This is a genomic window from Paenibacillus woosongensis (assembly GCF_030122845.1).
Classification (GTDB): domain Bacteria; phylum Bacillota; class Bacilli; order Paenibacillales; family Paenibacillaceae; genus Fontibacillus; species Fontibacillus woosongensis_A.
In genome coordinates, this window is sequence record NZ_CP126084.1 from 305,885 (window position 1) to 330,307 (window position 24,423).

The 24,423-nt window shown below is 46.3% G+C and carries 19 protein-coding genes; 15 read left to right on the forward strand and 4 right to left on the reverse strand.

Going from position 1 to position 24,423, the window contains the following annotated elements; genetic code table 11:
- The first annotated feature begins 124 nt into the window (after nt 1–124).
- From QNH46_RS01455 to QNH46_RS01465, 3 genes are read left to right on the forward strand one after another with little or no spacing between them, the layout of a single operon-like run.
- Nucleotides 125–1,420, forward strand: coding sequence for an SIR2 family NAD-dependent protein deacylase (locus tag QNH46_RS01455; RefSeq protein ID WP_155612356.1), 1,296 nt, complete (start codon nt 125–127; stop codon nt 1,418–1,420).
- A complete protein-coding gene (locus QNH46_RS01460; RefSeq protein WP_155612355.1) occupies nt 1,414–1,890 on the forward strand; it encodes a hypothetical protein in 477 nt (158 codons plus the stop codon). Before QNH46_RS01455 ends, QNH46_RS01460 begins: the two co-directional genes overlap by 7 nt.
- Nucleotides 1,887–3,821: an AAA family ATPase gene (locus tag QNH46_RS01465; RefSeq protein ID WP_155612354.1), complete on the forward strand. Its 1,935-nt coding sequence runs from the start codon at nt 1,887–1,889 to the stop codon at nt 3,819–3,821. Before QNH46_RS01460 ends, QNH46_RS01465 begins: the two co-directional genes overlap by 4 nt.
- Nucleotides 3,822–3,886: 65 nt before the next feature.
- Here QNH46_RS01465 and QNH46_RS01470 read toward each other — a convergent pair whose 3' ends face one another.
- Nucleotides 3,887–4,105, reverse strand: coding sequence for a helix-turn-helix domain-containing protein (locus QNH46_RS01470; RefSeq protein ID WP_155612353.1), 219 nt, complete (start codon nt 4,103–4,105; stop codon nt 3,887–3,889).
- 160 nt (nt 4,106–4,265) lie between these two features.
- On the opposite strand from QNH46_RS01470, the gene QNH46_RS01475 reads away from it, so the two are divergent.
- The 4 genes from QNH46_RS01475 (at nt 4,266) to QNH46_RS01490 (ending at nt 6,292) form a co-directional block, all read left to right on the forward strand.
- Nucleotides 4,266–4,571 (forward strand): DUF6809 family protein, encoded by a 306-nt coding sequence (locus tag QNH46_RS01475; RefSeq protein ID WP_155612352.1) that lies wholly within the window; start codon nt 4,266–4,268, stop codon nt 4,569–4,571.
- A gap of 361 nt (nt 4,572–4,932) precedes the next feature.
- On the forward strand, nt 4,933–5,400 hold the full coding sequence (locus QNH46_RS01480) for a hypothetical protein (RefSeq protein WP_230873909.1): 468 nt from the start codon (nt 4,933–4,935) through the stop codon (nt 5,398–5,400).
- Complete coding sequence (locus QNH46_RS01485; protein WP_155612351.1) at nt 5,351–5,611, forward strand: DUF6809 family protein; 261 nt, start codon at nt 5,351–5,353, stop codon at nt 5,609–5,611. The genes QNH46_RS01480 and QNH46_RS01485 overlap by 50 nt, the downstream gene beginning before the upstream one ends.
- Before the next feature lie 216 nt (nt 5,612–5,827).
- Complete coding sequence (locus QNH46_RS01490) at nt 5,828–6,292, forward strand: hypothetical protein (RefSeq protein WP_283926604.1); 465 nt, start codon at nt 5,828–5,830, stop codon at nt 6,290–6,292.
- Nucleotides 6,293–6,536: 244 nt separating this feature from the next.
- Here the strand turns inward: QNH46_RS01490 and QNH46_RS01495 are convergent, their stop codons facing one another.
- Nucleotides 6,537–7,283: a phosphodiester glycosidase family protein gene (locus QNH46_RS01495; RefSeq protein WP_213594598.1), complete on the reverse strand. Its 747-nt coding sequence runs from the start codon at nt 7,281–7,283 to the stop codon at nt 6,537–6,539.
- A gap of 484 nt (nt 7,284–7,767) precedes the next feature.
- Here QNH46_RS01495 and QNH46_RS01500 point away from each other — a divergent pair, with 484 nt between their 5' ends.
- Nucleotides 7,768–10,239 carry an AraC family transcriptional regulator gene (locus QNH46_RS01500; RefSeq protein ID WP_283928315.1) on the forward strand — a complete coding sequence of 824 codons (2,472 nt, stop codon included), beginning with the start codon at nt 7,768–7,770 and terminating at the stop codon, nt 10,237–10,239.
- On the opposite strand, the gene QNH46_RS01505 is transcribed toward QNH46_RS01500, so the two are convergent.
- Nucleotides 10,236–10,478: a hypothetical protein gene (locus tag QNH46_RS01505; protein ID WP_283926605.1), complete on the reverse strand. Its 243-nt coding sequence runs from the start codon at nt 10,476–10,478 to the stop codon at nt 10,236–10,238. The genes QNH46_RS01500 and QNH46_RS01505 overlap by 4 nt on opposite strands.
- Before the next feature lie 167 nt (nt 10,479–10,645).
- Between QNH46_RS01505 and QNH46_RS01510 the strand changes: the two genes are divergently transcribed.
- The 3 genes from QNH46_RS01510 (at nt 10,646) to QNH46_RS01520 (ending at nt 14,502) form a co-directional block, all read left to right on the forward strand.
- The gene (locus QNH46_RS01510) at nt 10,646–12,259 is read left to right on the forward strand and encodes an ABC transporter substrate-binding protein (protein WP_283926606.1); all 1,614 of its coding nucleotides are present in this window, start codon (nt 10,646–10,648) and stop codon (nt 12,257–12,259) included.
- A gap of 11 nt (nt 12,260–12,270) precedes the next feature.
- Nucleotides 12,271–13,185, forward strand: a complete 915-nt coding sequence (locus QNH46_RS01515) for an ABC transporter permease (RefSeq protein WP_283926607.1) — start codon at nt 12,271–12,273, stop codon at nt 13,183–13,185.
- Between the two features lie 324 nt (nt 13,186–13,509).
- Complete coding sequence (locus QNH46_RS01520; protein WP_283928316.1) at nt 13,510–14,502, forward strand: carbohydrate ABC transporter permease; 993 nt, start codon at nt 13,510–13,512, stop codon at nt 14,500–14,502.
- 208 nt (nt 14,503–14,710) lie between these two features.
- Here the strand turns inward: QNH46_RS01520 and QNH46_RS01525 are convergent, their stop codons facing one another.
- The gene (locus QNH46_RS01525) at nt 14,711–15,613 is read right to left on the reverse strand and encodes a hypothetical protein (protein WP_283926608.1); all 903 of its coding nucleotides are present in this window, start codon (nt 15,611–15,613) and stop codon (nt 14,711–14,713) included.
- Between the two features lie 204 nt (nt 15,614–15,817).
- On the opposite strand from QNH46_RS01525, the gene QNH46_RS01530 reads away from it, so the two are divergent.
- From QNH46_RS01530 to QNH46_RS01545, 4 genes are all read left to right on the forward strand, one after another.
- Entirely contained in the window at nt 15,818–17,377 is a 1,560-nt protein-coding gene (locus tag QNH46_RS01530; protein WP_283926609.1) for a TIGR02677 family protein, read from the forward strand.
- 3 nt (nt 17,378–17,380) lie between these two features.
- The gene (locus QNH46_RS01535) at nt 17,381–18,589 is read left to right on the forward strand and encodes a TIGR02678 family protein (protein WP_283926610.1); all 1,209 of its coding nucleotides are present in this window, start codon (nt 17,381–17,383) and stop codon (nt 18,587–18,589) included.
- Nucleotides 18,590–18,684: 95 nt separating this feature from the next.
- Nucleotides 18,685–22,785 carry a TIGR02680 family protein gene (locus QNH46_RS01540; protein ID WP_283926611.1) on the forward strand — a complete coding sequence of 1,367 codons (4,101 nt, stop codon included), beginning with the start codon at nt 18,685–18,687 and terminating at the stop codon, nt 22,783–22,785.
- On the forward strand, nt 22,782–24,353 hold the full coding sequence (locus QNH46_RS01545) for a TIGR02679 domain-containing protein (RefSeq protein WP_283926612.1): 1,572 nt from the start codon (nt 22,782–22,784) through the stop codon (nt 24,351–24,353). The genes QNH46_RS01540 and QNH46_RS01545 overlap by 4 nt, the downstream gene beginning before the upstream one ends.
- Nucleotides 24,354–24,423 lie beyond the last annotated feature (70 nt).

Consider the following 24,423-nt stretch of genomic DNA (forward strand, 5'->3'; position numbering starts at 1 on the left):
CAATCAACTAGTGTCTTGTGCTACTGAGAATAGGTCATATGTACTGGAAGCTTCTAAAGCCATTTGGTATTATTAAACAATAAGTATAGGGATAACCATTAGAAATTAGAAAGAGGAGTTACTAATGAGTGTACATTTAGAAGATTTATGCAAGGATTATTCCGACAATAAAATTGTTCCGTTTATTGGAGCGGGTTTATCTATTCCATTTAATGTTCCCGATTGGAGTAACTTAATTAGATCCATAGCCGACAAGTACGCTGTAGATGATCTGGACTTTGTAAAGTTAGCAGTTGAGAAAGACTTACAGAGATATGATTACTGGCAGGCGATTGATACCTTGAAGAATTACACAACAGTACAAGAAGAGGATATTCAAGAGCATATTGCAAATACCATCAATACTAGAATAGAAATGATCGAAAATGAATTATTACATAATTATTTTGACTTACAAAAAATGGACTTTAATCTTTATTTAACAACTAATTATGAAAATATTTTACAGGAGTATCTTAAATGCAAATTGAACCCCATATTACTGAAAGATATACAATTTAATATTCAAAATCTATTTGATGAAAGAAGAGTACTTCAACTTCATGGCACGACTTCCAACTATGGAACAATAGTCATTAGTAGAGATAGTTATAGAACTCTCTATAATGATAAAAAATATGAAAGTTTATTGCAATTAATAACAGGATCAAAAAAACTACTTTTTATGGGTTTTTCATTTGATGATCAATTTATAAGAACATTAATAAGAGAGCATAGACAATTTTTTATGTCTAAACACTATATAATTCTAGCTGATCCCACACAAGAAAAAATAAAGGAGCTCCGAGAAGAGTATGGTTTACTTACGATACCATATAAAACTTCGGAATCTACGCATGCAATCGAGATTAGGAAAATATTAGAACAATTGAATCGACATAAACAGACCAACTTGAATAATCCACAAAGTCAAGAAAATCAAACACTAGGCAACTCGATTGTTGTGGGTGCAGGAATCGATGATTTTAATAAGAATATGGCTAATAACTTATTTTATAAAAAGCTAGAGATTGAAAATATTGATCAATCCCTGATTGAGCTTAGTTCAGCATTCTATGTTGCGTCGGAAGAATATATTCGAGAATTAAAGAAAGCAGGAATACCATTAAATATTATAGATGCCATGTTAGGAAAGGTGTTTATTAAATACAAAGAAAGATATGTAGATACTTACAAAAAACATGGGAATAGTGAAGAATTTTTGACCATTGTTCATTCGAGTCTAGAAAATTTAGATTATGGTAGAATAAAACAATTACTTAATAATAATTTAGCCGATGAAGATGAGACTAGGGGATTAATTCACATTTTAGCTGATGATGAAAAAATGAAGGTATGGTGGGGGGAGAATAGATGCTAATCGATAAATCTCAATATTCATCTGTCCCATCATCAATAGAATTATTATTTGAGAACGATAAGTTAGATATTATGAAAATACTTTGTTTAATATACGCATTATCAGTTAAAAGACAAAGATATATAAAAGCTTCTGAAATTTTGTTTTACTTTGCACTTGTTAATTATAACTTAATTGGAATATTTGGTGGTAACGATTGTATTACGTCCCCTAATTTATATTTTAGATTTCAGGCAAGATTCAAGCCACTTTTGATCAGTATGGAAAAATTAGGATTGTTGGAATTGAATGCGAATGTTTTTACTAAACCTGAGGATATTAAATTTAAAATAACAATAAAAGGTAGGGGATTTTTTGAAGAAAACAAATCAGAATTTTTTATAGAGCTCCAAGAAAAGTACTTAGAGACATTTGAATTGGTGAAATTCACTAGTGAAAATTCAAAGAAATTAAAGGAGGGGAAACTTTGAATCGTATAGTAATAAAAAAACTTATTATACAAGGAATATCGTATAGACGAACAATCGAGTTTAATGAAGGTTTAACAATTATTAGTGGTGAGAAAACATCAGGAAAATCTTTAATTCTAAGCCTTATTGATTACTGCCTTGGGAAAAGAAGCAAAATAGATTTAAGTGTTCAGACAGAGTTGGATAATTACTGCGATGAGGTTTTTGTTGAATTATCTATTAATGACGAGATAATGACATTTAATAGAGCTTTAAAAAAGAAGTTTGATAAGATAAATATATATTTTTGTCAATTTATAGCTTTAGATGAATATACACCAAAGATTTTAGATATAAAAGAAGCTATGCAATTTTTAATGCAAAAGTTAGGTGTAAATGAGTACAAATTAATCAGGCATAAGCAGCATAGTACGGAAAAGGAAATAGATACAGTATCATTTAGAGATATATTTAGATATGTATATATACACCAACATGATTTAGGGACAGGAAATTTTTTAGAGAAAAGTAATGTATTTAAGGCAAATAAAAATCTCCATGCTTTTAAAATGATGTTTAACTTGATTGATGTTGATAAAGACACTTTAAGCGAAAAGTTAGTTGAGGTTCAAAATAAAATATCGGAAACTAAAAAAGAACTTATAGGTTTAAAATCTTACCTGAAAGATAGAGATGCAGAGGATCCCTTTAAATTACATCTAACCATAGAAAAAATTAGTAGAGAAATAGAGGAAAAAAGAAAAGAAAAAGATAATGTTATATTGAATAGTAAATCTAATGAAAATAAAGAAAATCAGTTGTATATCAAGTTGAAAAGTGACTTAGAGAATATTTCTAATGAAATATTTAGTCTTAGAAAAGAAGAAAAATTGTTGAATTTATCCATTGCCTCTAAAAATTTATTATTAGAAGAGTATGGAGTAGAACTTTCGGAAGTTGAAGAAACCTTAAACATTAACTATAAATTAGTGATTTTTGATCAAACACTTGAATGTCCTTTGTGTAATTCTGAAATAAAACACAATCATAACGATGAAAGCAAAGGTAATGAGACTGAGCAAATGTTGCTAAAAGTAAAAAAAGAGATTAATAGCAAGATAACTTTAGTATCAGGACTAATAGACACAGAAAAAAAGAAATTAGTAGAAATAAATAAAGAAATATCAGAATTAAATCAAAAACGTGAAATTTTTGATGAAGCAATTCGAGTATTTAGTAAAAAGACAGATGTACCTTTTCTTTCTCAAATTGAAACTATAAACAGCATTATAAATAGGTTAACTAAGGATCAAGAAGTTCTTAAAGAAAGTATAAGAATGTATAATAAAATTGAGGAAAAAGAAAATTATATTAAAACATTAGAAATTCAAGAAGATAAATTAAAGGAAAAACTAGCAGCCTTACAAGTGAAAGGAGGGGAGAAGGACAAGATTTTGAATTTTCTCGATAGTGAATATAAAAAATACATGAGTAGATTAAAATATGAGTTATTGGACGGTACCTTTATCAATAGAGATGAATATATACCGTATTATAACGGAGCTAGTGTCTACGCTCATGAAAGTGGAGGTTTATTAGAAAGCATGCAGCTTTCTTTTTTAGGTGCTATACTTAATAGTAAGGAAGCAGGTTATGCAGAAGGACATCCTGGATTGTTAATGTTAGACTCGATAAGTAAGTATGTAGGGACATTGAAGAAGGATGAAAACGAGCATAGCAAGCTAGAAGATTCTCTTAGTCATAAGGACAGTATAAAAGATCCTGAAGTCTATGAAGAGTTTTATAAAATATTAATTGAGTTGGGTGCTAACCATCAAATTATACTTGTCGAAAATACCCCTCCTCAGAAATTCGATAGACTTTATACAAAATATACCTTTTATAATGGGAAACACGGCTTAATAGATGAGGATGCAAATGAAATCAAATAAATCTTAACCTACTTCCTAAACAGTTGTATCTTTTCATATAAAACCACCCTTCTCGGGTGGTTTATTTATTCCTCCTCTACCAACTCAATAATCTCCCGAATATCACTAATATTTAGCGCCTCCGCGATTCTTTCAATGTGACTAAAGCTGATGCTTTCTCGTTTACCGTTCGACAGTTCACTTAGTGCAGCGTGCCTGACATCAGATAGCCTGGATAATTCTCGTAAGGAAATATTATGTTTTTTGGTGAGTTCTCCTATTTTTATGACAACTTTCTTCTTCATTTTTTAAAATCACCCCTAATGGAATCATTCCCAACTTGACTATACGCATAAGCGTAACGTATAATGATTTCATTAGTGGTACGTGGATGCGTATCGTAAAACGGGTTTATATATGATTCTTGATTGTCTAATGAACCCGCCCTAAAAGGAGGCCTCCCCCATGCAATCCCTACTCGAATCCCTATACTACGGTCATCTCGTACCCGAAGAACAATTGGTTCCCAAAGACCCCATGTATCGCAAGAAGGGCAGGGAACTGTCTGAAAAAATAGAAGCCTGGAAGCTGAAGCTATCCAGCGATGAATTCGCCGAGCTTGAGGCGCTGTTGGATTTGCAGCAGCAAATCCAGAGCATGGAGATGACGTCGGCGTTCACCTACGGCTTCAAGCTGGGGGCGGTTATGATCATAGAAATTCACCTGGATCATGGGGTGGGCAATATCTCTAAACATGATGATGAATATTGAGTAGCCCAGCTTAACCCTACCCGACCTGGCGACACAATCAAGCCCTAGCTCCCCTAATCAATACCTCTTCACCCTTAAGTCCCCCCAAATTCCTTCCATGTTCTCTAACCCCTCTCTACGTCTGCATTTATAATATAGTCACACAGCGGCAAGGCTGACTTAAGCCATATTTGCTACTATCGGAGGCTGCAGGTCACAGGCCACATAGCGGTCGGGTCGCTCGCAGCTAGATCGCTGTCAAACTTCTTTGTTGCCTACATCCACCGCTATCCCAGATAGTCCAAAGAAATGGTTGTAAATTTCAATTTCTTCTTATATTTTCTTTACTAACAGGAACTTCAAAAAGGAAGGTGAGATCGGCTTGGGGAAAACCGAACTGAATATAAGCAAGGTGAACCAGAACAAGGTGGGTCCTAAGAAGTTAATTCAAGCTGGGGGAAATCAGAGCAAGATCAATTTACTGACCAAGCTATTGATTTCCTATTTGCTGGTGCTGCTGTTTCCGGTCATGATCATTGTGCTGTATTACTATCCGTATTCGGCGGAGGTGGTCAAAGAGAAGGAGATGGACTGGAACGCCCATATTACGGAGCAGTTCATGACGTCGATGGACACGTTCACGCGGTATGTGTACAATCTGCCGTTTGAGCTGGTGCAGAATCGAGAGTTCCGGTTGTATCAGGCCGAGGAGAGTGATTACCAGCGCGTGCTGATTTCGAATGAGATGAAAAAGTACAACGCGACCGAAGCACTACGGTCATCTCATACCCGAAGAACAATTGGTTTCCAAAGATCCCCTGTATCGCAAAAAGGGCAGAGAACTGTCTGAAAAAATAGAAGTCTGGAAGAAGAAGCTGTCCAGTGACGAATTTGCCGAGCTTGAGGCACTGTTGGACTTAGAGCAGCAAATTCAGAGCATGGAAGTGACGGCAGCGTTCGCCTACGGGTTCAAGCTGGGAGCGGTTATGATCATTGAAATCCATCTCGATCATGGGGTGGAGCTTATCGCAAACAGGATAACTACAATTTTCATTACATAAGCTGGCATGTGCAAATTTGATAGCTTGATAGAGTAAAACTTCTTCAATAGCTGTGTAAGCTGCATTGACATATTCGTGATGAGAGACTTATTTGGTTTTTATCTCATTTATGACTTAAAAAGGATATAGTAATGTTATATAATGGTTACGATAAAAAGAGTGTGATGTTAGCATTTTATGTACACCAAATTCTTGAGGTCTTTAGGGGGATTACTAATGAAAATGAATTGTTATAAAATGGTTAATTTATTGGCCTTATGTATATTTCTTCTAACAGCATGTTCTAATGGACAGAATGTCTCTAGCCCTTCACGTTCGAGTAATCAGAATAATGAACACAATGAAGTAAATAATAATGTCCAAAACCCTTATATTGTAGAGAATGACTATGCTGGTGAACAGTTGGAACTTGTTAAATTATTAAATTTATCAACAAAATATAGGAATGAAGCCAATTCGGATGAATTTATGAAGCTGATAAGTAGTGAACCAGACACTCCTATTAAGCAAATGAATACAAAAAAAGTTGTGGATATGAAGATTAGCAATATCGGTGAAATCACTGGATCGCAAGGCTCAATTGTTACTATGACGACCACAGAGGATGATTCTGAAGGCAATTTAGTCATTTACGTTTTCCATAAAATAAATGGAGAATGGAGAATTTACGATATTGACTAAATAGTACCTTGGCCCCTGCTTAGGCCTCCGGGTTCCTCCAGATTCCACCTCAGGGTGGAACCCTTGCCCTTGTTAAACAGTAGGCGTTCACCAGCTCCTGTCCGGGACTCACCATAGAGATGTTGCCTGTACTGGGCGTACAAGTAAAAAGATGACTCCTGTATAATACAGGAATCATCTTTTGTTAATAGGTAGCTAACTTAACATGGGTATTGATTGCTTTTTTTAAGTTTTATATCATTTCTTAGACCCATTCTTCGGCTGCTACTCTGACCATGGAATAGACTGATCGGTTTACACCGCTAGGATCATAATTAGTAGGAACCGGATTACCATTACGAATAACAGCGTATTTTATCTGGGAAGAACCACCGCCATCTAACATAATTGCAGTGTTACATCCACGATCAATCATAAATTGTCTAACACCCCAAGCATTTTCGCTTTGAAAAACTGCTAGCCAGATTTTAGATCCATCCCAGCCAATGGCAGTCCGTTGTGTCTTGGACATTGGCCCAAATCGGTACGCATTCTGTGTACCTTCTTTGGCTGCGTTGCAGTTATCGGGAGAATCAGTACCGTGAATGGCTTTATAGTAATCATTGTCGGTGGAATAGCTTAAATTGGGGAAAAGACTGTACCCACCAATAGCCCATTTAACATTGCTTAAATTGGCTTCACTAGCATAATCCACCACACCAGTAGTAACTGACTTACCACTGTTGTAACAAAACATGGTGCCTCGTTTTGTTTTTACATTACACGCTTGTCCGCTTCTAGTTCCCCCAGTCCTGACAGCACTCCCACCTTGCATTGCAATACCTAGCAAAGAAGATCCACTAAAAAAAGTACCATTTACACCAAAGTAAGCTTGATCATTAACTGATTTAGCACCAATATCAACTACAGAGATGGATGCAAGATCAGCTTTTATTGTGTGTACTGTTTTACCATTATGTGAGTAGCTAAGATGTTGTGCAACTGTGGCCATATTAAAAACCTCCAATAATTTATTAGTTGAAATCGGCGCCTGATTTCTATACTTATAAAGTGGAATGTAGGCCAGTAAAATACAACCTTGAACTAATTATTTATTAGATCTTACTGAGTTGCGGTTACATTAGCCAAGAGTATCGACTACCCTTAAGTCCCCCCAAAAAAATCCTTCCATGTTCTCTAACTCCCCTCTACGTCTACATTTATAATATAGTCACACAGCAGCAAGGCGGACTTAAGCTACATTTACTAATAACAAGGGGCTGCAGGTGATGGGCCTCATAGCGGTCAACTCGCAGCTAGATCGCTGTCAAACTTCTTTGTTGCCTACATCCACCGCTATCCCAGATAGTCCAAAGAAATGGTTGTAAATTTCAATTTCTTCTTATATTTTCTTTACTAACAGGAACTTCAAAAAGGAAGGTGAGCGCGGCTTGGGGAAGACCGAACTGAATAAGAGCAAGGTGAACCATAACAAGGTGGGTCGTAACAAGTTGATTAAGCCTGGGGGAAATAAGAATAAGATCAATTTACTGACCAAGCTATTAATTTCCTATTTGCTGGTGCTGCTGTTTCCGGTCATGATTATTGTGCTGTATTACTATCCGTATTCGGCGGAGGTGGTCAAAGAGAAGGAGATGGACTGGAACGCTCACATTACGGAGCAGTTCATGACGTCGATGGATACGTTCACGCGGTATGTGTACAATCTGCCGTTCGAGTTGGTGCAGAATCGGGAGTTCCGGCTGTATCAAGCCGAGGAGAGTGATTACCAGCGTGTGCTGATTGCGAATGAGATGAAGAAGTACAACGCGACAGATGCTTTTATATACAACACGCTGCTGTATGTGAGAAGCACCGGTTATTTGTTCTCCAAAACTGGAAGCGCATACAGTGTGCAGGATATGGGGAAGCCGGGGGTTGGTTTTTATTATGAGAGCTGGCCTCATAACGATCTGACCGAGACGCTGAACATGCTGGATTCTCCCATGGTTCGGCCTGTAGAGGGGGTGCTGGTCCCCGGTCATAACCGGGTACGGATGCTGACCTTCCTGCAGCCGCTTCCGGTGGGCGGCACGAGTTCGCCTGGCGTGGTGATGATCATGGTCCGGGAGGATACGATCCTCCGCATGATGCGGTCGGTCTCGGAAGCGTATAAGGGGGACTTCTTTATTTTTGATGCGCAGGGACAGCCGATCGTTGCCTCCAACGAGGCGCTAGTTCAGAGCTCGGGAGATTTAACGCAGTTGGTAAGCAGTCTGGGAAAAGATAGCGGCTCACTCTCTGATACGTTCGGTAGTGCGTCCACTGGTACGGCCTTTGGCTCGTCCTCCGTTTCCTCCCCTGGCTCGAACCAGGGCTCATCCTCCGGCATTCACCGGATCGACGGCGTGTCCTACCTCGTATCTTATACGGTTTCGGATAAGAACGGCTGGAAGTATGTCAGCCTGCTCCCGGTGTCGGAATCGCTCCAGGGGCTGCGTACGATTCAACTGAACACGATTCTGCTTGTTGGAGGCATTTTGCTGCTTGAAGTGATTGTCATCTACGTCTCAATCCGCAAAAACTATCACCCGATCAAGCGTCTGGTCGAGTTCGCGGCAGGCTTGTTCGAGCCGGAGGAGCGTGGGCCGATGAATGAGATCGAAGCGATCCGCTATACGTTAAGTGGTCTATCTGCGGTCAACAGCCGACTGGATGAAGAGGTGAAGGAGACGCTGCCGATCATGCGGGATAATATGCTGCTGGAGCTGGTCAACGGGCATTTCCTAAGCGGGGAGCAGATGCTGCGGGAAGCGGCGAAGGTAGGAGTGAGTCTGGACGGAGCCCGCCTGACGGTGGCGGTTATCTCCTGTGATTCGGAGACGGAGGAGACGAATCTTGTGCTGCTTTACTGCAAAAACCGGGAGAACCAGCTGCCTGAAGGGGTTCAGGGTTATTTTTTCAAAAGCAACTACCATCATGAGATCGTATTCGTCTGCTCCCATGGGGCGGATTTCTCCGTTCAAGCGGTTTTAGCCCGGCTGCAGGAGGAGCTCCAGATGCGAACAGGCTGGAAGACGATCATCGGCATTGGCGAGCCAGGAGAGGCGGTAAGGGCTGAGGTACATGGCCAACCAGAAGGAGCACGAAGGACTTCGGGACAGGAGCAACCTGAACGAACATGTACGTACATCCTCGATCCCAACTCGGCTCATGTCTCCTACTTGCAGGCGCTGCGTACGGTCGAGCAGCTGCGGCTGCGCCATACGAGTCCGATTCTGAGCTTTGCTGAGATCGAGACGTCGCCGTCCGGCACGGTTTCTTATTTCGCGGAGCTGCTGCAGTCGTTGGAGTTGGCGATTTTGAAGAACGAGGCCACTCTAGTGGAGTCGCTAATTGAGCGGATCGTCTGCTATCTGAGCAGTGAAGGGCTGCCGCCGCATATGCTGCGGAGCGTGTATTTGAACACGGCTAGCGTGATTTTTAACGGGCTGCAGCGGTTCCGTCATGATGATCAAAGCCTGCTGCGTCTGACAGATGCGGCGTTCCAGCCCCGTTATACGCTGGAGCAGATGACCGGAATCATCCGAGAGAGCGGCGCCAAGCTGTGCGAGATGATTCGTGAGACGCTGCCGAAGGGGCGCACGGCTTCCCGGGAGGAGATTCTTGCCGTGATTGAAGATAAGGGGATGGACCCGAATTGTTCGCTGCAACTGATGGCCGATCATTTTGGCATGTCGGTCTCGAATTTTAGCCACCATTTCAAGAAGGAGATGGGCCAGAACTTCAAGGAATACATCGATCGTCTCAGAATCCAGAGGTCGATCCAGCTGCTGCGGGAGAGCGAGGAGACGCTGGAGGGCATCGCCGCCCAGGTCGGGTTCACGAACACCTCCAGCTTCATCCGCTCCTTCAAAAAAATCGTCGGCACCACACCCGGCCAATACCGTACCACCCACAGAAGCTAAGCTGCGTTCCACATGAAGCTGTCATGGCAAGAGGTGGTATAGCCGACAACCATCCAAGCATGCCCCGAGTCCGCATCGTCCGCACAGGGGAACAGTGCGAATACGACGCAGCTCTCCGCCAACTGCCGCTGTATGGCCGTTATCGGGTCGCCTGCATACACCATCGCAAGAGGCACTTTTTGAACATCTACAATATTTGAAGACGCCCCCGGAACGGCCGGGAACAACCATCTAGCCACACACTACGTGAAGCGCTTTCAAAAAATGAAGACCTGCACAAAAACTGCCCGTTTACGCGGCTTGGCATCTCCCATTACTGTCTAAGGTGCCTGTGATTCAGCTCAGGCAAAGCTGTGGCAGCGGTCTGTATCGATCGGGCCCATATCAAATGTGTGGAGGTATGGATATGCGGAAAAAGGTAAGCGTTCTCACATCACTCGTCTTGATCACAGCCATGCTGCTGTCGGGGTGCGGTTCAGGGGGAGATAGCAAGTCCGCGGGGACAACGCCCGGGAATGCGTCCGGGGAGAAGGTGAAGCTGACGGCGATTATGACCAAGCATCCGCTCACCAAGCCGCTGGCGGAAATGGAGTGGCTGCAGGCGGTCGAGGATGCCGCCGGAGTCGAAATTGAGTGGCAGGAGATTACTACCGACTATGGGCAAAAGAAAGGCACGATGCTGGCCAGCGGGGACATCCCGGACCTGTTCATCGGGCCGAATGTCATTACGGATGCGGATTTTGCCCAGTTCCAGGGGCTGTTCCAGGATTTGTCGGGCATGCTCGACCAGGCTCCGAACGTGCAGAAGATGTTCAGCGAGAAGCCAGAGACGAAGCTGATCGCTACGCAGCCGGATGGCAAAATCTACGGCCTCCCCAAATACCAGCGGTTCTGGCCGTCCACCGGCACCAGGCAGTTCATCAACCAGAAATGGCTGGATGAGCTAGGGCTGCAAAAGCCGACGACCTGGGATGAGCTGTATGACGTCCTCGTTGCTTTTAAAGAGAAAGACGCCAACGGCAATGGCGATGCGAAGGACGAAATCCCGATGGATTGGCCAGGCGGGATCGGCGGGTACTTCAATCCGGCTGTGCTTCTGGGCAGTATGGGCATCACGCTGTCGGATGGCAGCAGTCAAGGTTATTTTGTCGAGGATGGCCAGATCAAGAACTTCCTCATCGACGAACGCTACAAGACCATGGTGGCCTTCCTCAACAAGCTGTACAAGGCCGGGCTGATTAATCCCGAAGTGTTCACGCACGACTATACGAAATATCAATCGATTGCCCGCGGGGAAGGGGACACGGCCAAGGTTGGCTTCACCTGGGGCTGGGTGGCGTCCGACCGGTTCGGGGAGCAGCTGGCCTCGCAGTATGTCACTCTGCCTCCGCTGAAGGTCACCGCGGATTACACGGGGAAGCTGTCGTGGAGCTATGATTACTATTCCTTGAACTACGGCACGAATCACATCGTGATGTCCGCCAAGACGAAGCATAAGGAAGCGGCGATGCGCTTTATCAACGAGCTGTACGATCCGAAGGTCGGCATACAGGCGTTGTTCGGCTCGATCGGCCCGAATATTCAGGATCATGGAGACGGGACTTACAGCGTGCTGCCTCCGGCTAATCCAGAGATGGACCCCGGCACCTGGAAATGGACGTCCACGATGGCGGATCACGGGGCTTTTTATGTCCCGGACGATCTGCAGTTGACCCTCGGCAAAGACATGCAGGAAGTGCTCGGCCAATCCGAGCCTTTGGAGGAAGCGCTGAAGGTGGATCTGGATAAGGATGTTTTTCCCGGCCTGTTTATGAAATACTCGACGATGGACAACAACACGATGAGCCTGAACAACACGAACGTTATGAACCTGGCCGAGTCCAGCTTTGCTAAATGGGTGACCAAGGGCGGCATCGAGGCAGAATGGGACGCGTACGTGAAGGAGGCTCAGAAGGCCGGCATCACCCAGAATCTAGAGATCATGCAAAAATACTACGAGGAATATAAGAGCAAGAAATGAGGGGGGAGCATATGCGGACTCGCAAAGGGCTAGTTCAAGCCGCCACGCGCGACTATCAACTTTGGATCATGATCCTCCCGGCGATCATCGTCATTCTGATTTTCAATTACATTCCGATGTACGGGATTCAGCTCGCTTTTCGCGATTATGACTTCAGCAAGGGGCTGACCGGGGGCGAGTGGCGGGGACTGGCGTATTTTCAGCAATTCATCGACAGTTATCTGTTCACCGACCTGATGCGGAACACCTTTCTGATCAGCCTGGCGAGCATTGTGCTCGGCTTTCCGGCTCCCATCATTTTGGCGTTGATTCTGAACCAGATTCGGCGCAAAAAAATGAAGCAGCTCATGCAGACCACCGTCTATCTGCCGCACTTCATCTCGATCATCGTGCTGGTGGGCATGCTGAATGTGCTGCTGTCGGCGGAGACCGGGGTCGTCGGTCATCTGATGAAAGCGATCGGGCTGGGGCATATCAACCTGCTCGCCTCAACTGGCACCTTCATTCCGGTATACGTGCTCTCGGATATCTGGCAGCACTGTGGCTGGAACAGCATTATCTATCTGGCCGCCCTGTCCACGGTTGATCCCCAGCTCTATGATGCAGCCCGCATCGACGGGGCCAGCCGCTGGCAGACGATCCGCTTTGTTGATATTCCGGCGCTTGTGCCGACGATTATTATTTTGTTCATTCTCAGCATGGGCAACATTCTCAGTACCGGCTTCGAGAAAATCTTCCTGATGCAGAACTCGCTCAATCTGCCCGTGTCCGAGGTGATTGCCACCTATGTGTACAAAATCGGGATCGTCTCAAGCCAGTTCAGCCTGGCCTCGGCCATCGGCCTGTTCAATACGGTGATCAACTTCATCTTCCTGTTCGCCATGAACACGATCTCGAAGCGGGTATCCGAGACGAGCCTATTCTAAGAGCCTATGAGGAAAGGAGGAACGGACATGGATCGTACGCATAAGCGTAATAGTGGAACCGACATGGAACATCCTCGAATGAGCCGCCATGGAGTCTTGAGCAGTGACGGAGCCGGAGCAAGATTCCAGGGCGCCTTGAGCGGAGGCAGAGCCGGACCAGGATCCCAAGGGGGCTTGAGTGGCGACGAAGCCGGATTAAGAATTCATGGGGCCTTGAGCAGCGACGGAGTCGCACCAAGCACCCCTGGAGCCTTGAGCGAGGGCGGAATCTCACTCAGCCAAGGAACTCCAGGCAGCCATGGGCAGCCAGGACTCGGTAGCACCATGCCAAGCAACCAGGGGGCCGGGTTAAGCAACCATAGCACCAGGTCAAGTATCGGTGGAACCGGGCCAAGCTTCCATGGAGCGCCACCGCCAAGGAACGGAGCCCGAGCACGCCTCAACGGCAAAGAGCTGGTCTTCAAAATCACGCTGGGCCTTCTATGCACATTTATTTTTCTAATCATCGTTTATCCGCTGTATTTCATCGTGATCGCTTCCTTCAGCGATTCCACGCTCGTAGCGACAGGCAAGGTCTGGCTGTTTCCGAAAAATATCAGCTTCTTCGGATATCAGGAAATTTTCAAGGATATGCGGATCTGGACGGGCTACCGAAACACAGTGTTCTACACCCTGTTCGGCACCTTGGTCAACATGCTGTTCACGCTGCCAGCCGCGTATGTGCTGTCCCGGCGGGAGTTTCGGGCGAGGAAGGTCATTATGTTTCTGTTCGTGGTGACGATGTTCTTCAACGGTGGCCTTATTCCGACCTACCTGCTGATGAAGGATTTGCATCTGACGAATACGATTTGGGTGTTCATTCTCCCGTTCTGCGTCAACGTGTTCTATTTGATTATCGCCCGGACGTTCTTCGAAAGCTCGCTGCCGCAGGAGCTGTACGAGGCGGCGGTGATGGACGGCTGCTCGCACTTCACCTTTTTCTTCAAGGTGGCGCTGCCGCTCTCGAAGGCGATGATCTCCGTGATCGGCCTCTATTATTTGGTCGGGCATTGGAATGACTTCTTTACCGCGCTGATCTATATTCGCAATAACAATCTGCAGCCGCTGCAAATTATTTTGCGGGACATCCTGCTGTCCAATCAGGTGTTTGCCGGCGGGGCGGGTACCGGGGGAGACGCGGGAGGCTATGCGCAGAGATATGCCGACCAGATCAAATACGGCGTCATTATCGTATCCACGCTGCCGATTCTGGTGATCTATCCGTTTATCCAGAAATATTTTGAGAAGGGCGTCATGATCGGTTCGATCAAGGGGTGAGCTTGTCGTTTAATTATAGTTTTTTAGCATAGAAAATTCCGTCCAATGGTAGCCAATGCGGCCGCTGGGCGGTATTTTTTTGTGGATTTAATTAGAAAGGCTATGTCTGACGGGGTTTTTCGCATGTTACAGAATATTGTTGATTTTTGATCTCTCCCTTGGTGTGAATTATTATATTTATGGATTCCAGACGACCTATAACAAACATTTATAAGCATATAGATAGTAAAGTAGACAACTTTTCCTTTGTGTTTAAGCGTGATAATTGGACAAGCAGGCATTGCCAAAGCGCATATCTAAGTAGGTTGGGCTGAGCCACTCCTCTCATGTTGCGGTACATGGCTGAGAATTGTTTGTCCAACCTCTGTACATTACGGGTATGAAAAAGCAAACGATCAGCTGGTGAAGTTGGGCGGCAGGTAGCGGATGTTTCGTTCACATGAACTTGGGTTTCTCCTTGTATCATTTGCTTTCGAGACTTTAGGGTATTTGCCGAGGTAAGGCTAACTCTCCAGTGATTCTGGCGATCACAGTGAAATTGTATAGTTTGTGTAGTCTTCGGAATGGTTTGGTGTGTGGGTAATCCTTTACGTGAAGGCTTGAATTCTCGTGTGGCTGTTTCTGTAATACCCGTACTAGGGAGTTCTCCTTGGATTAAATGCATGTTTTTCTCTATATATTGAAGAACAGCTTGTCGCCAGGAGTGAATTGTAGTTGGGCTTACACCTAAATCCGTGGCCGTGTTTCGGATGGATACTCCGTCAAGCATCCTTTGCAGGAAGGGAAGGATATGTTTACGGAGCTTTTTGTAATGGAATATCGTGTTCGTATGATCATTAAAATGAAGCTTGCAGATTTTGCAATGAAATCTTCTTTGGGTCTTTTCGGGATCCGCATAGCCATAAGCTACGATATAGCGGCCCTTGGCATCAGATTCATTCCCCTGTGTTTTGCATCGGGGACAGGACATATGTAAGGGGTGTTTTTTGTCCCGAATGTCATCGGCAGACAGACCAAACCTTTGATTAAAATCTTCAATCAACCGTTTTTTTCGCTCTTTTGGCGAGTTTATTAGCATTGCGATAAGTTGACTATCTGTATATTGATCCATAATTACCCTATACCTCCATTTGCACCCTTTTTAATTCTTATGACCATCTTAAATGATTTCATTTGGTAGATCAACGACATATTGTAACATGATGCAACCCTATACGATCTTAACTTGTAACAATTTGGCTGGGCATTTAAGATGAAAGTAGTTTTCGTTTGGGACGGAGGGGCTTCAATGGAGGCTAACTTATCTGGATTATCAGTGCAATCCTTGCGCGGAGTGCCTGAATTAAAATATGTCAACGCAGAGAATGTAGTTCGCTATCGTGCGATTATGCGATTTTTCTATCAAGAATATAAAAGATTGCGATATTGGATGAAGACGGAAGATGTGTTCGAGGCGATTAAAGCATGGCATGTCTTGCCAGAGTATACGATTGAAATGTGCCAAAGCGACCTGGATCAATTAGTAGAGTGGCAGAACTTAACTGCCCGTCACGACGGCGGGCGATCTTCTACATTAGAGGAATATCTCAAGAAGAAAATGCAGTATCTGTTGCGTCCTTATTCTATTGAAATCGAACGGTTGCTAGAGACGCTGGAGAAGGTGACAGGGTATGGCGGTTCGTTGGAAGCCTCTTTATTCGATACGATTGCGGATAAACTGTTCGATATTCGCAGTAAGGTAGGGGAAATGGAACCAGAATCAGCGCTGGAGCTATGGAATGTCTTATACCGCTCCTTCGTCAGTTTACATGAGAATGCAGCGGACTATATAGCCAGTCTGCATACAGCCCGGGCAGAAGAGATGATGGTGACGGAAGCCTTTTTAATATTTAAGGAAAAGTTGACCGATTATCTGCAAAATTTCGTACAAGCATTGCAGCGAAGCGCCTATAAAATCGAAGGCAATCTGCTGCGGATTAATGATACGGTTCGCGATTTGTTCTTGGAGCAGGTTGTCGAAGGTGAGCTTAGAAAGCCGCGGCTGGAAGATGGCCCGAATCGGGAGGAAATGTTAGCGGAACTTCGCCAGGGATGGACGAATATTCGCCGTTGGTTTGTGGGTGAGGGAGCTTCGCCAAGTGAGCTCACATTGCTGGAGCGGGCGACGAAGGACGCGATTGCAAGAATCGTAAGAAGCGCCATACGCATTCAGGAACGGAAACGTTCAGGCTTGAGCCGTAAAAAAGAGCTCGAGCATCTGGCCCGCTGGTTTGCTTCGGTAGAAACAGTGGAGGAAGCGCATAGGCTGTCTGCATTTACCTTCGGATTATTTCCAACGCGACATTTGCAGGGGGAGGATTTACGCGACTCAGACCGTGCAGATATGTCATCCTGGCAGGAGCGCCCCATGGTGCGTATCCTTCGTTCACGCAGCCGCAAGCGAGGGGAGCGCCTTCCAGTTGAAGCGGTACGCGATAACGAGCAGAGGAAGCAGCGAGAGAGGGAAGCATTCAAGCTGCGGCAAGCGGAGGAATGGCGGATGATCGCAGCGCTTGTGGAGCAGGACTCTGTCAAAATTTCCGAATTCGGTCCGGTGACGACCGAGGAGCGGAGGCGTCTGCTGCAGTGGATCGGCAGATGTATGACGGCAGGAAGCAGCTATTCGTTTGTCACGCCGGAAGGTGTGCGAATTAGGTTGAGCAATCCATCTACGGAAGAGCGGACGGTTCTAAATGCAGAAGATGGTGATCTGGAGATGGCGAACTATGAGTTGCATTTTATGTTAACGGAAGCGGCTAGGGAATTTGCTGCAGCGGCAATGGATACGTCCATAGATGGGCCGAAAAAGGATTTAGGAGAAGAAAGGCGTGAGTAGTAGATGTCCGGAGGAGCAGTTCGACGATTAGGCAAGCAAAGAAAAAGCGCGGTACAGTCTGTCGAGCGCAAACGTGCATGTATGCATGCGCTGCTGAATAGACCATGGATCGCAAAAGAAGAGGATCCGGATTTATATTTTGCGATCCGGGATCATTATGAAGAGTTGCGCGACTGGTTTATGGATAAGGCGGGGTTTCCACTGATCGTAACACGTGCGCTTGCCAAATTGGATAAGACTCCGGTTAAGGCGCAAACATGGATGGGCTTTCCTGAGTTTCGTGAGAAGCGTGATTATGTTTTTTTTACTTATGGTCTGTGGTATTTGGAGGGGAAAACGGAGCTGGACCAGTTTCTGCTCTCTGACATTGTTGAGGAAATCCGCGAACAGATGCTTAGTGCGGGTCTGGAGGCGGACTGGCGGAATTATTTCGATCGTCTGTCCATGGCCAGGGCGCTGAAGAAGCTGCGGGCACTAAACGTACTGTATAGCGTAGATGGTGATGAGGGTCAATGGGCACAGGATGCGGAACGCAACGCATTGTATGAATGTTCACCGTTAGCCAGGTATGTGCTTCGACGGTTCCCCCACGATTTGACGAATTGTTCTCAACTCGAGGAGTTGGAGAATCCTATCCCTTATGCCGATACTCAGGATGGTCAGTCGATGAGGCGTCGGCATCGGGTGTATCGTCGACTGCTGCTGGAGCCAGTCGTAGTGGACAGGCATTGGGATGAGGAAGATTTGAATTATGTGTTGTGGCAGCGACGTGCGATTATTGATCAACTCGAAAATATGCTGGGCTGGGAAGGCCGGCGTTATCGGGAAGGGCTGGTGTTCTTCCATCCCGAATTAACCGGAGAGTGTGATTTGTTCCCGACCGTATCGGTTGTCTCGGATTTGGCGCTGCTGGCTGCGACTGAAATTCGTAAGAGACTGTCGGCCGGAGATGGTCTGAACGTAGAGGACAACGGCACGGTGCGGTTAACAAAGGCAGAAATAGAGACTCTTCTGTACAGATTACAATTGCAACATAAAGAATTTTGGAGCAAAGAGTTTCGGGAAGCCTCCTCCCAGGAGTTGGCGGTGCTGTGCATGGATCATTTGTCCGAATGGGGGCTAGGGGAGCGTGAAGGAGAGAGTTCGTTTCTAATTTCTCCAGTATTGGGCAGATGGACTTCGGAATATGCGAATACAAACTTTGGTACTTGAGGTTATGTGAAGCGAAAACTTAATCGGGAGGAGTGGAAGTGGTGGAAGGTCAGATGAGGGAGCAAAGGGTTCGACGACAAGACGCAAGGTGGCAGATGCACCGTGTCGGTATTTTAAATTTTTGGTATTACGACGAAGAGGAGTTTCAGCTTGAGGATGGTCGGCTAATTCTGCGAGGTGCTAACGGATCTGGCAAGTCGGTTACGATGCAGAGCTTTCTTCCGCTTGTACTTGACGGGGATAAGCGGGCTCACCGACTAGATCCGTTTGGCTCGCGGGATCGGCGTATTGAATATTATTTGTTGGGTGAGGAAGACGATGGGAAGACGGACACGACAGGCTACCTATGGATAGAATTTAAGCACGGAGGAACCGGCGTTTACAGGACGGTCGGTATTGGGTTGAGAGCGAGAAGGAATGCGGCACAGGTGCAATTCTGGGGTTTCCTGTTGGAGGATGGCCAACGGATCGGTCGCGATTTCTGGCTGTATGATCGTAACCAATGGTTAGAAGACGGTATTCGGATTCCACTTGATCGTAAAAGTCTTGAGTCGAAAATAGGGGCTGGCGGGCAGGTTGTATTTGACCAGAAGTCTTATCAGGATATGGTAAACAAACATATTTTCGGATTCGCTGACACGGATGCTTACCAGGATTTACTTCAGCTCATGATCCAATTGCGTAGTCCGAAACTATCGAAGGATTTCAAGCCATCAGCGATTTATGAGATTCTCCACCAGGCACTGCCTCCTCTAATGGAGGAGGAACTGCGGCCGCTTTCAGAAGTGCTGGAGGATATGGATCAAATGACGGATCGCCTGGATGAACTCAAGCGGCATCGCACCGAAATGTTGAAGTTACAGGAAAGGTATGATTTTTACAATAAGCACATGCTGTATACTCGCTCTGAGCACTTGCTGGAGACCAAATCGACTTACGATGAAGTTGATGCCAGAGTCAAGAGCTCCGTAGACGCGCTTGCTCAAGCAGAGGCAGCAAAGGCCGACGCGGCGAAGCAACGCAGCCGCATGCAGGAACAGTTGCAGGAAATTGCCGTCGAACGTGAACTATTAGAAAAGCACGAGGCGATTGGCAAGCAGAGGGAATATGATGCCGCAATGACGGCTTTGGCGGATACGGAGAAGCAGTTGGAACGCTCTAAAGAAAGAGCAGGGAAAACCCGTATCAAACAAGAGCAGCTTGGAAACAGGCTGCAGGAGGCCGGGGAAAAACAGGATGCAGCAGAACGAGAGCAGCAGGAATTGCTTGGCGAACTGGAAGCGATTGCGGGGGATATGGAATTTGTCGGACATGCCATTTATCATCGGTATTGGTCCACGGATATCCCCATAGACGATATATGGAGAGAGGCATGGAGAAAGGATCTGCGTGATCATCGGGATGCGGTAGAACGCAGTTTGGCCAAGGCTGTTGAGGAGAAAATGGCGGCAGCGCTGGTTAAAGAAAGCGAAATTGAGCTGGGCGAAGCGAGCCGGGTTAGGGATGAGGCTGAACGTCAGCGCGGTGAGCGTGAAAAGCAATTTGAGGAGAGCAAGGAGGCATTTAAGGACGAGATTATCATCTGGCAAAGAGAACTACAGCAGATGGCTTTTGCTGAGGATGAGATGCGTGTAACATTTGGGGCACTTCGCGAGTATGGCCTGGAACAAACGTCGCTGGAGCCAGTGCGAAAGACATTGTTGAGCCGTTATGAAGCAGCTCACGAGAATTTGGTGATGAACAGGCTTGGAATGGAGAAGCAGCGGGAGGACTTAGTGGATGAGCGGAGGCGATTTGAGGAGGAGAAGCGCGGCTGGGAGCAAAGCCGGGAGCCTGAGCCTGCTCGCAGTGAGGCACGCTCGAAGTACCGGGAGGGGAGTTCCCAGCGAGGCGGTGCACCGTTCTTCGCTGCATGTGATTTCCAGCCACACGTAAGCGATGAGGCTAAGGCGCGACTCGAAGAAGCGTTAGAGTGCTCGGGATTGCTCGATGCTTGGCTATTCCCAGATGGTCAGGTGCTTGGGGGTGACAGTGGCGTTGAGGAAGCTTGGATTATACCGCGTCCGCTAGAATTCGGATATACATTGGCAGATATGTTAACACCTGCTCCTCCAGAGGGGAGCGGACTTACGGCTGAGTTGGTGGATGCAGTTCTGCGGAGTTTTTTGTGGGATGAGGAAGGCAGCCTATTGGATAACGGCGACTGGAATGGGATCCTTTCGGCTGATGGCTCTTATCGACTCGGTTCGCTCGCTGGCAAGGCGGCAGTGAAGCAACAGGCGGAGTATATCGGCAAAGAGACCCGCCGTCGTACTCGTATGTTAGCAATCGCCAGGCTGAATGAAGCTATTGGTGCATTAGATGCCACACTGCGTGAATTGGGCAAACGAATTGCTGAGCAGGAGGAGGCGGAGCGGAGGCTGGTGAAAGAACGAGAACAATTTCCCGGAGGTACGGAAATGGCTAGAGCCCTTCAGGAGCTGCAGTCGGCAGATTATCGGTTGCAGTCGGCGGTCCATCAGGAAGGGCAGGCGAATGAGCGTTTCAAAGCTAAATCAGCACACTGGCGCGAGCTCCAGCGGGAATTGGTGGAGCTTACCCAAGGATGGACCAGACTTAAGCAAGAAAAAGATCTTGCGGCTGCTATCGGTATAATTCGTGATTATGAAGCTATGCTATCGGATCTCCATTCTGCTTGGCGGCAGTACAGGGAGGCTTACGTTTCTCGAGATCGGCTGGCGGGTGAGCTAGACACGGTCATCCTGGAACTAGAGGACGAAGAAGCACTGACGGATGAACTCGATGAACGACGTCGAGTCCAGCGGACCCAGGTCGATACGTTGAGACGGCTGATTGAGGAGCTGGGCCTGGCCGATGTCGCTCGTAGGATGGAGGAGCTGCGGAATGAGCAATCCGCGCTGCACGGTCAGGTTAAGGAAGTAGAGCGGCTGCTTGACGAGGCTAAGGACAAAGCGGCCAGAGCAGAGGCACAGTTAGTGTTACTGCGGGAGCAGGCAGAGACGATTCGTTCTGGGCTGGAACAGGAACAGAGGCAACTAATGAAGGAGTTGGGGCATGGTCTGGTAGGTGAATGGAAGGTGAGCGTGGGAATGACGGACACGGAAGAAGTCCAATCGCATGCAGCTTCACTACACATGACAGCCAAAGAAATCCGAAGGCAATACGAGCCGCTGTTTGCTGGGCGTAACGCTGAAAATATCGTGAACCGTTTGTTAGAGCAGTTTAACGCTGCGCGTATGTTGTTGACGGAATATGTATTGGAGACGGTTGTGGACGAAACGAGTGGGCGGATTTTGCTGTTATCTATGCGCAATCCCCATCAACCGCTGCCACCGCATGTACTGCTGAACGAATTGGAGCATCAGGAAGCGGAGCAAGGTGCCTTATTAAGCGATAAGGATCGGGAACTGTACGAGGAGATCATCCTGCGCAGTGTTGGCAAGGCCGTCCGGCAGCGGATTCACCGTGCGGAGCAGTGGGTTCGGGAAATGAATAAATTGATGGAGGAACGCGATACGTCGAGTGGATTACGCCTGAAGCTGGAATGGCAGCCGAAGTCGGCGCTGGGGGAGCATCAACTGGACGTTTCTGAACTGGTTGAGCTGTTAAAGCGTGATTCGCATCGATTGCGTGAGGATGAAATTGACGCAATGATTGAACATTTTCGGGGGCAGATCAGCAGTGCAAAGCAAGCGGCCCAAGAGGAACAGGAATCGCTGCGCCAGCATCTATATACGGTTCTTGATTACCGCAATTGGTTTCAATTTGAACTTAAGTATAAAAAAGGAGCGAAAACCGGTTATCGACCACTCACGGATGCCCGTTTCAACGTGCTCAGTGGGGGCGAAAAGGCGATGGCCATGTACATTCCGCTGTTTGCTGCTACATCGTCACGGTATTCTGACGCCCGTCCTGAGGCGCCACGGCTCATATCGCTTGATGAAGCATTCGCGGGCGTGGACGAGGAGAATATGCGAGATATGTTCAAGCTGCTGACGGATATGGGCTTCGATTATATGATGACTTCTCAGGTGCTCTGGGGCTGCTATGATACGGTTCCGAAGCTGGCAATCTATGAAATTTATCGCCCCAAGGATGTTGATTTTGTCACTTTATTCCGTTACCGCTGGAATGGCAAACGTAAAGAATACGTTGAAAGTGGTGCGGAAGTATGATCAAGGATTCGCACTTTGCTTATGAAGATCCATCAGACAGGGACAAACAGCCTGACTGTTCAGAGCAAGTAGCTTGCACAAAAAAAGCACGAGATTATTTCTCCGACCCAGGGTTTAAACGAATGCTTGAGGTTGTCTGGAAACGATATGCCGGTTTGGAGAAGGTTGGCGGGCATGCTACTGTCCAGCGTGCGAGCGAGGAAGAGTGTGAGGCAATTAATTCCTTTTTTGGTTGGTATAAAAGACCTGGAGAAGATATTCGTATACCTCTTGTAAAATTTGAGCAAGAATTGCTGGGATCGGCATTTCCCTTTACGATTGTCGAATTATATGAGGTCTTGACCGGTGAGCCATTGCTGACCAAGTCAGATCGACAGCAGTTGGCGATGCAGGATTGGCAGGAATTGTTCATAACGGTGGAAGCTCAGGCCATGAAAGAAGGGATACAGTTTCAGTCCACGATAACGGATTGGTTAGCTGGCTTGAGAGATGGCCGGATATTTGGTTATCGCACCTTGCGTGAATTGTGGCGTGATTCTCCCGAGTCAGCGAGCAGGGAATTAACGCATGCTGCGCTGGCGTGGAATCTGTTACTTACAGGGAATACTTCCTTAGATTCAGACGGGAGTGAAGCCAAGGTATCGTCGATACGCTTGCCGGTACTCGCCGCATTGGCCACCGGAAATCCACATGCGCTGGATCGGAATGTTCCGGCGGGGCGGTTGTTGTTCCAGGCTTTACGTTTAGCAGGGTGGGGAAAGGTGTTAGTGGGAACTGAGCCTGATTCGCTAGACCTGGCAAATTGGCCGGACTCGGTAGATCCAGCAGACTCTGCTGAATCCGATAAGGTACCAGACTTCCCGTCTGGTATCGACAGCTTGGAGGCGAGGGGAATTTATCGTAGTGCGGGGATTATGGATGACGATATATCCTCCCTTGTTCATATTTATTGTCCTTGGGACGGGAACACTGAGCCGTATGTTCTGACATTGAGACAGATCGAGGCAGGAAGAACACTTCCTCCAGTGTGCGATATTTATATGGTTGAGAATCCAGCGGTTTTTTCCACTTTGGTTGATATAACCGAAACCTCAGAACTTGCGAGAAATATAAATCGGACAGAAAAAGTAGCGGAGCAGGGAGATCCCTTTCGGGCATCAGGTCCTCTGTTGCTTTGTACAAGTGGCCCCGCAAGTGCGGCCGCGTTACGGCTAATTGATCGATATCTGCAAGAAAGTCTACTTTCCAACTATTTATATTATTCGGGTGATTTTGATATCAAAGGAATTGAGTTCGGGAACGTTCTGGCCTATCGTTACGGGAATCGGTTTAAAAGTTGGCGTTTTGGCGAGGACAGTTACTTGATGGGGTGTACTATAAATTTTCCGAATGAGGTAGTATTTTCGAATGAAGAACGATTCCGTTTAAGCAGGATGGGAGCTGCTTGGGATAACTCTTTGTGCGTTAGGATGAGTGATAAAGGTAGAAAATTGTTTCAGGAACAATTAATTGACTTGTTGTCGGGTGATTGGAAACGGGCAGTTTTAGGAGGAGAAATGGATTATTAGCATATATAGATGAAAGTGGATTTCCGCATCCGCATGATGAAACCTTGCACCCGGTTTTAGCAGCCGTCTG